The sequence below is a fragment of the Streptomyces laurentii genome (assembly GCF_040635425.1).
In the GTDB taxonomy this organism is placed as follows: Bacteria; Actinomycetota; Actinomycetes; order Streptomycetales; family Streptomycetaceae; genus Streptomyces; species Streptomyces laurentii.
In genome coordinates, this window is sequence record NZ_JBEYHT010000116.1 from 1 (window position 1) to 7,096 (window position 7,096).

6 protein-coding genes are annotated in these 7,096 nt (G+C 74.7%); 1 reads left to right on the top strand and 5 read right to left on the bottom strand.

What is annotated here, in order from left to right; all coding sequences use genetic code 11:
* Window positions 1-86 precede the first annotated feature (86 nt).
* The 5 genes from ABZ693_RS35710 to ABZ693_RS35730 all read right to left on the bottom strand — a co-directional run bounded on the left by ABZ693_RS35710 (window position 87) and on the right by ABZ693_RS35730 (window position 5,966).
* On the bottom strand, window positions 87-1,766 hold the full coding sequence (locus ABZ693_RS35710) for a BCCT family transporter (RefSeq protein WP_359885662.1): 1,680 nt from the start codon (window positions 1,764-1,766) through the stop codon (window positions 87-89).
* Between the two features lie 181 nt (window positions 1,767-1,947).
* Window positions 1,948-2,682, bottom strand: a complete 735-nt coding sequence (locus ABZ693_RS35715; protein WP_359885663.1) for an SseB family protein — start codon at window positions 2,680-2,682, stop codon at window positions 1,948-1,950.
* Between the two features lie 85 nt (window positions 2,683-2,767).
* Window positions 2,768-3,931 carry a type VII secretion-associated serine protease mycosin gene (gene mycP, locus ABZ693_RS35720; protein WP_359885664.1) on the bottom strand — a complete coding sequence of 388 codons (1,164 nt, stop codon included), beginning with the start codon at window positions 3,929-3,931 and terminating at the stop codon, window positions 2,768-2,770.
* The gene (locus ABZ693_RS35725; RefSeq protein ID WP_359885665.1) at window positions 3,928-5,322 is read right to left on the bottom strand and encodes a hypothetical protein; all 1,395 of its coding nucleotides are present in this window, start codon (window positions 5,320-5,322) and stop codon (window positions 3,928-3,930) included. Before ABZ693_RS35725 ends, mycP begins: the two co-directional genes overlap by 4 nt.
* A gap of 272 nt (window positions 5,323-5,594) precedes the next feature.
* Window positions 5,595-5,966 carry a pyridoxamine 5'-phosphate oxidase gene (locus tag ABZ693_RS35730; protein ID WP_359885666.1) on the bottom strand — a complete coding sequence of 124 codons (372 nt, stop codon included), beginning with the start codon at window positions 5,964-5,966 and terminating at the stop codon, window positions 5,595-5,597.
* Window positions 5,967-6,315: 349 nt separating this feature from the next.
* Here ABZ693_RS35730 and ABZ693_RS35735 point away from each other — a divergent pair.
* On the top strand, window positions 6,316-7,096 hold a 781-nt coding region (locus tag ABZ693_RS35735), incomplete at its 3' end, for a site-specific integrase (protein WP_494485957.1).

Consider the following 7,096-nt stretch of genomic DNA (forward strand, 5'->3'; position numbering starts at 1 on the left):
GCCGCCACGGGTACATCCGTGGCGGCCGGAGGTGGTTCATGGGGGGCACCGCTCGGCGTGGGACCGAGGAGACCGACACGGCTCCCTCAGGTGCCACCGTCCTCGTCCTTGTCCGTACGGGACCGGGCGGCCCGCCGCAGCCGGTGGTGGCGGGCCGCGCCCTGCTCGGTGATCGCCTCGCCCACCATGGCGCGCACCGCGTCCCGCACGCCGTGCAGCGCGGGATGCCGGGCGGGGCCCGCGCCCGGGTCCGTCCGCAGCTCCTTCAGCAGCGCCCAGCACAGGCCCAGCATCACGAGCACGAAGGGCAGCGCCACCAGGATCGTCGCGGTCTGCAACGAGGACAGCCCGCCGGCGACCAGCAGGACGGCGGCGACCGCCGCCATGAGCACACCCCACGCCACCACCAGCCAGGTCGGCGGGTTCAGCGCGCCGCGGCTGGTCAGTGAGCCCATCACCAGCGAGGCCGAGTCGGCGCTGGTGACGAAGTAGGTCATGACCAGGAGCATCGCCAGGTACGAGGTGACTGTGCCGATCGGCAGCGCGTCCAGCATGGCGAACAGCGACGCCTCCGCCCCGGTCTTCACCGAGCCCGCCAGATCGGCGGCGCCGGTCGACTCCAGACGGATGGCGGTGCCACCCATCACGCAGAACCAGATCACCGTCGCCCCCGAGGGCACGAGCAGCACCCCGACCAGGAACTCGCGCACCGTCCGGCCGCGCGAGATACGGGCGATGAAGGTGCCGACGAACGGCGCCCAGGACAGCCACCACGCCCAGTAGAAGATCGTCCATGCCCCCAGCCAGGCCCGGTCCGAGAACGCGCCGGTGCGGCTCGCCATCGGCACCACGTCGTGCAGGAAGCCACCGAGCGACGCGGGGATCGTGTCCAGGATGTAGACGGTCGGCCCCAGAAGGAACACGAAGGCCGCCAGGGCCGCGGCGAGGACGATGTTGAGGGTGGACAGCCACTTCACACCCTTGTGCAGACCGGAGAACGCGGACAGCACGAACGCCGCCGAGAGCGTGGCGATGATGATCAGCTCGGTGGCCGTGGAAGCCCGCACGCCGGCGGTCAGATGGAGGCCCTCCGCCACCTGGAGCGCGCCCAGGCCCAGGCTGGTGGCCGTCCCGAAGACCGTCGCGAAGACGGCGAGCAGGTCGATGGCCCGGCCCGGCCAGGCGGCCGCCCGGCGCTCGCCGAGCAGCGGCACGAAGGCGGCGCTGAGGGTGTTGCCGCGGCCCTTGCGGAAGCCCGCGTAGGCGAGGGCGAGACCGGCGATGCCGTAGATGGCCCACGGGACGAATGTCCAGTGGAAGAACGAGTACTCCAGGGCGACCCGGGCCGCGTCGCCCGTACCGGCCGCGACGCCGGTCGCCGGGGGCGGGCTGAGGAAGTGCTGGAGTGGCTCCCCCACTCCGTAGAACATCAGGCCGATGCCCATCCCCGCGCTGAACATCATGGCGATCCAGGCGAGGTTCGAGAACTCCGGCTCGGAGTCGTCGGCGCCGAGCCGGATCCGGCCGAACCGGCTCACCGCGATCACCAGGCACAGGACGAGGAAGACGTCGGCGGCGGTCACGAACAGCCAGGCGAAGTTGGCGAGGACCCAGCCGAGGGCCGTGGAGGAAGCGGTGTCGAAGGACGCCTTGCCGAGGGCCGCCCAGCCGACCAGGCCGACGACCGCCGCCATGCCGATCCCGATGACCTTCGCGTCGGGGCGGGGATTCCGTCCGGGTTCCCGGGCCGTCCGTTCGGTGCTCATGGGGCCCCACTATGGAGGCGCCGCAGCCGGACGCCGGGAGGGCACGCCGCCCCACGCCGTACATCGGGCCGTACGTCGGGCCGTGCACCGGGGCGTACAGCGGGCCGGGCATCGGAAAGGGCGGCCGACGGCACGAAGCCCGCACCGCCGACCGCCCACCGGCCGCTGGGCCGGTACCCGCTCAGTTCCTGACGTAGAAGGGCTCGCCCGGAGGCGTCGCCGAGGCCGGCAGCAGGGCCAGGTCGAGGCCGCGCACCAGGCGGGCCCTCAGCGTCTCGTCGGCCGCGAGGGCGCGGGCCACGCGCTGGGCGGCCTCGGCCGGGGCCGCGTCCTCGGCGAGGACCAGGGCGAGGGTGCCGTCGGCGGAGCCGGGGCCCAGGTGGGCGCTGAGCACGGCGGGCTCGGCGGCGATGGCCGCCCGTACCGCGTCCCGTACCGCCGGGTCGTCCAGCGGGTCCACGCTGGTCCGGCCCTCCGCGAGGGCGAGCAGGGCCGAGCCGGTCACCTGGTAGGGCACCGGGCCCGACATGTCCAGAACGAGGGTGTCGGCCTTCTCGTGGACGAGGGCTGCGAGGGCCTGGTGGAGCGGGACGGCGACGGGCCGGGCACCCGGGTCCCACAGATGCAGCGATTCCATCGAGGTGAAGGCGGGCAGCGCGCGCCGGTCGCCGGCGGTGAGCGTGGGCACCGCCATGTCGCTCGTCTTCTCCTTCTTCAGGCCCGTCTCGGGATCGATCTCGATCTCGCCGAGGACGGCGACGACGGGAACGAGCAGCCGGGCGTCCTGGAGAGCGGCGAGGACGGGCCCGTGCGCGGTCCGGTCCTCCGCCCAGGCCGCGAGCGCCGCGGCGAGCCGCGGGTCGGCGGAGCCGTCGTCGTCGGAGTAACCGGGGTCAGGGATGTTCTTGAGCTCCACGCCCCGAGCCTAACCGGCCGGGGTCCGGCCGGTGGACCTGGGCCGATCGGCCCGCCCGCCCGTCCCCTCCCGCGCGTATGGCGGCTCAGCGCGTACGGCCGCCGCGCCACAGGGCGACGGCGGCGGCCAGGAAGAGCACGCCGACACCGCCGACGAGGGGCGCGAGGAGACCGATGGGGCGGGAGTCGTCGGCGTCGGGCTCCGGGCCGTTGCCGAAGTAGCGGCCCGTGTAGCCGGTGACGGCGCTCTTCGTGTCGGCGCCCTTGAGTCCGTCGGCCGCCTTGATCGCGGCGGCGGGGTCGACCGTCCCGTACCCCTTGTCGTCGCTGCGGCCGCCGTCGGGGCGGCTGCGCGCGGTGTCGACGAGGAGCCGCTTGATCTGGGCGGGCGTCAGGTCGGGATGGGCCGAGCGGATCAGGGCGACGGCGCCGGAGGCGAACGCGGCGGCGGCGCTGGTGCCCCAGCCCTCGTAGTAGCGGCGGTCGGGGTCGGCGATGACGATGTCGACGCCGGGCGCGCTGACCGTGGCGTACCAGCGGCTGGTGGAGAACGCGGCGTGGGTGCCGTAGCGGTCGACGGCGGCGACGGCGATGACGCCCGGGTAGGCGGCGGGGAAGGAGATGTGGTCGCCCTTCTCGCCGCCGTTGCCTGCCGAGGCGACGACGGAGACGCCCTTGTCGAGGGCGTACTGGACGGCGGCGTCCTCGCCCGCGTCGGGATGGGCGGACTCGGAGTCGTCGCCGAGGGAGAGGTTGATGACGTCGGCGCCGTGGTCGGTGGCCCAGCGGATGCCCTCGGCGAGCGCGGTGCCGCGGCTCTTGCGGGCCTTGTCGCGCTGCTTGTCGGAGCCTTCGAGGATGACCCGCACGGGCAGGATCCTGACCTTCGGGGCGACACCGAGGACACCGTCCCCGCCGCCGGGTCCGTGGCCGTGCCCGGCGATGATGCCGGCCATCGCGGTGCCGTGACGGGCCCAGGCCCGGTCGCCGCGGGCGGCGCCGAAGCCGATGAGGTCGGTGCCGGGCAGGACGGAGCCTTCGAGGTCGGGGTGGGTGGCGTCGACGCCGGTGTCGAGGACGGCGACGGTGACGCCCTCGCCGCGGGTGGTCTGCCAGACCGTGCCGGTGTGCAGCGCTTCGAGACCCCACTGACGGGCCCGGATGGTGTCGGCGTACGCGGGCGTGGTGGTGGCCGGGAGCACGGCGAAGGCGGTCGCGAGCAGGGCGGCGGCGGTACGGCGCGGGGTCACCGCTTGTCCTCCTCGACGGTGGCGGCGACGGTACGGCGCAGGGCCTGCTCCACGGCCTCGCCGACGCCCTTGGCCTCGTGGCCGAGGCCGGCCTGGGCGACGGGGCTGGTGCGCTTGGGCGTCATCGCGCGGGCGGCGGGTTCGGGCGCGGCCACGGTGCGGCCGTCGGCGAAGCCGGACACGGTGGTGACGACCACGGGCAGGTCGGCCGGCACGTGCCGCCACCAGCTGGCGCGCTGGGCGGCGCCGAAGTGGGCGGCGACGGTGCCGGGGCCGGCCAGGGCGGGCGGGAGTTCGTCGGCGGCGCGGGCGCCGAGGGTCTTCATGGTGGCGGGGTCGGCCTGGGTGAAGGCCAGGGCCACGGTGACGACCTGGGAGGACGTCGCGTCGGTGTACGTGGCGCGCAGGACGCGGTCGCAGCCGACGGCGCTCAGCGCCGCGTACAGCTTCGGCGGCAGGTTCTCGGCGGAGCAGGCGGTGTCGGTGGCGACGACGATCCGGGTCCAGGTGCGGGGCGCGCCGCCGGGGCCGGCCGAGGGGCCGGGGAGGGTGCGGGGGAAGAGCGTGTCGACGGGGGCGTCGTGCCAGAGCGCGCGGGCGGGGGTGAAGCCCGGGGGCTCGTCGCGTTCGTTCGGGCCGCTGTCGGTGAGCAGCGCGCCGGCCGCGGCGCCGCCGACGAGTCCGGCGGCGAGGACGGCGCAGACGGCGGCGCCCACGACCCGGCCGGTGCGGCGGCCTGGGACGGGGCGGAGGCGGGTGGTGGTCTCGGCCGGCGTCGGGGCGCCCAGGGCCCAGGTGTCGTACGGGTATCCGGGGGCGGGCGCGGCTCCGGTACGGGGGGCGGGGACGGGCCGGGCGGGCGGCCGCGCGGGGCGGGCCGGGGAGGGCGGCGCGGGGGTGGTGCGGGGAACCGGAGCGGTCCGGCTGTCACGTATGGGACGCAGACGGGTGGTGGTCTCCGTGGGCCGCTCGGCGCCGGCGGCGGGCTGCTCGGGCGGCAGCGGGCGTCCGGTGGAACGCGTGGGCGCGGGCGTGGCCGGGGCCGGGCTGGGCTCGGGGGTGGCGGGTGCGGTGCGCCGAGTTGGGGCCTGGGGCGCGGCCGGTGCGGGCGGTGTCGCCGGTGCGGCGGGCTGGAGGGCGTCGCCGATCCGGGAGGCGGGGGGCTCCGGGCGGTCCGTCGCGCGGGACTCCGTAGGGTCGGCGCCGCCGCCCGGTGGCCCCGAGGACACCGACGGCGCGGTGGGCGCGGTGGGCACGGCGGGCGCGGGGGCTTTGGCGGGCGTCGCGGGTGCCGGCGGCGCGGAAGACCGTACGGGCGGGGCCGTCGGCGGCCCGGCGGGCCGCAGGGCCTCGCTGATCCGGGACGTGGGGTGCTGCGGCTCGCTGCTCATCCCCGTCCCCTGTCCCCCTGGTCGATCCGCGCGGGCCGGCCGATCCGGTCCCCGGCCGCTCCGCGAAAGCAATGGCCGCCACTCTACGGGCTGTTCTCCCTGACACGGGAACCCAGGGGCCGCCCGCGCGCGGACCGGGCGGGGCGAGCGGTTCGCGGCCCGTACCGGCGTACCGGGACAAGGGCCGTGCCTCCCTCCACCCGCCCTCGGCGTCTCTGTCACGCCCGCCGGGAACGTCCCTGGTCGAGCCTTGGTCGAGCCTTGGTCGAGCCCTAGTCGAGCCACTCTCCGTCCCGCATGAGGACGCGGCCGCGCAGTTCCGCCGTGCCGCGCCACGCGTACACGGTCCGCGGCACCACGCGCAGGTACAGATGGGAGCCCTCCTCCACCCGCGGGTCCCAGCCGAACGTGGCGGTGTAGGCGTCGGCCGCGTCCGCGGGCACGTCCTCGTCCGGGAAGCACTCCGCCTCGCCCTGGAGCATCACCACGTCGACGGTGTCGGGCAGCCCCAGGCGGACACGCGGCTCCGCTCGGACGTTCCGCGCGGTCGCGGCGGCGGCGGTGGTGCACATCCACACGGTTCTCCAGACATCGAGAGGTGTCTCATCTGGGTGAGATCTTGTCTGGCCCGTAGCCGTCGGCAGCGATCTTCCGTTGGCGTGACTGCATACATATGAACGTGCTCAGGTCGGTACGGGAGGGGTCGGTGCGGCTGTACTTCGCCAACCACCGGGCGGTGTGGCGGGTCGGTGATGTCGCGGGGGTCGATCGGTCTCTGCTGGCAGGGGCTCTTGAGCGGTATCGCCTGCCGACCGGTACGCCGGTCCTCCTGGGCGATGCGATGCGGCCGGTGGAGCCGGTCTCCTCGTGGTTTCGCAGTCTGGCGCTGGCCCGGCGGGACGCGAAGTCGATGCGGGCCTACGCCTACACGGTGCTGATGCTGCTCGGCTTCCTGCTGGCCCGCGGGGCGGACCTGCGCTCGGCCACCGAGATGTGGACATCTTGCAGTTCCGGCAGTGGCGCCGCGAGGACGCCGAGGACACGGTGGCGGGAACCACCTGGGACCGGGACGCTGCCGCGATCGTCAGCCTCTACAAGCACCTGATCCGCATCGGCTACGTGCGGGTCAGCCCGTGGCGGTCGTCGCAGGGGGAGTCACTGGGCAGCGGTTTCAGCACGGACGTGCGGGTGCGGCATCTGGAGCTGGAGCAGTACCTGTTCTTCCGGGACGTCGGATTCGGTGGGCTGACGCCCGAGGCCGAGCTCGACGAGACGTTCGGCGGGTGGCGCCCGCATCGCAACCGGGCCGCGGCCGAGCTCGCGCTGCTGACCGGGATGCGAGCCCAGGAGTGGTCCACGCTGCTGCTGCCCGAGCTCGGCTTGATGGCAGGGCGCCGTCCACGGACCGCCGATGTCGATCTGGCGGCCTGCGCGAAGCAGAAGCGGCCCCGGTCGGTCTACGTCCCGGTCGGCGCAATGGAGTTGCTGGACCCCTACTTGACGATCGAGCGGCCGGAGATCGTGGCGAAGGCCCAGCGCACGCTGCGGCGCCGGCACCGGGACCTGTTCGTGGTCCAGCGGCTGGAGGCCGACGACACGAGGGTGCGGGGCGTTCTCGAAGGACGCACCGTCACCCGCTCCATCAAGGACATGGCCCCGGACCTGCGCCGCGTCACGGTGCTAGTGCCGCATCAGGCAACCTTCGCCTCTCGTGACGAGTCGCCCGGTCGCTGCGGTTGGCAGCTCCGGGCGATCAGAATGATCACGTGGCTGA